Raw genomic sequence first — 939 nt, forward strand, 5'->3', positions numbered from 1 at the left:
CGATGACCGTCATGGCGAACATGACCATCACGGCCTGGAGCAGCCGGCGCACGACGGCTGCGGTCATGGCATCGCTCTCCAGCCTGATTGCCGGAAAGGCTCGTCGGTCGTGTGTGCGCGGCACATCACGCCGGCACCGCCATCGCCATGCCGTCGCGCTGCGGATCGGCACCGCCGCGGCAAACTCCGTCTTCGATCTTGATGCCGTGAAGGGCGGCAAAAGCGTAACTTTGCCAGGAGCGCTTCACCTCGTAGCCCCTGCCCTCGATTTCTTCAGTGACATAGCGCGGAATGCGATTGGAGACGTCGATTGTGTTCGACACCGCCACGATCCTCGGGGCGGCCACCGCTTCGGGCATGCTCATATCGAAATCAATGAGGTTCATCAGGCCCTGCGCCATGGACGGCGCGATATAGCTGCCGCCGGGCGCTCCCATGACGATCACGGGCCGGTCGTCCTTGAAGACGATGGTGGGCGCCGCAGAGCTGGCCCGCCGCTTGCCGGGAGCCAGCGATCCGGCCCTGCCCGGCCTTGGGTCGAAGCGGCTCATCGTTCCGTTGTACATGAAACCCAAGCCATCGGTGATCGCCCCCGACGGACTGCCCAGCGTGTGGGTCAAGGCGACGGCGTTGCCCTCCCGGTCGACCACCGAAATATGAGTCGTCTCGCGCGGCGACCGGTCGTCGACGCGCTCGATCCTGGCGCGCAGCCCAGCCTTGATCTCGGCGGCAAGCCCGCCGCAATAATCGCGGGACAGCAGCCGCCCGATCGGCACGTCAACATAGGCAGGATCGCCGAGGTGGCGGTCCTTGTCGATGGTCATGCGCTTCATCGCCTCTGACAGCAGGACGATGTGCTCGGCACCGCCATGCTCCATGGCTCCAACATCAAAATGCGCGAGGATGTGGAGCAATTGCAGCATGGATATGCCGCTGGCG

1 protein-coding gene is annotated in these 939 nt (G+C 64.6%); it reads right to left on the reverse strand.

Annotated features, from left to right (window positions below; translation table 11 throughout):
- Positions 1–125 precede the first annotated feature (125 nt).
- A partial coding sequence (locus EOA86_RS36325) for a gamma-glutamyltransferase (protein WP_206630262.1) occupies positions 126–939 on the reverse strand: 814 nt, incomplete at its 5' end.

The organism is Mesorhizobium sp. M5C.F.Ca.IN.020.32.2.1 (assembly GCF_004023105.1).
In the GTDB taxonomy this organism is placed as follows: domain Bacteria; phylum Pseudomonadota; class Alphaproteobacteria; order Rhizobiales; family Rhizobiaceae; genus Mesorhizobium; species Mesorhizobium wenxiniae.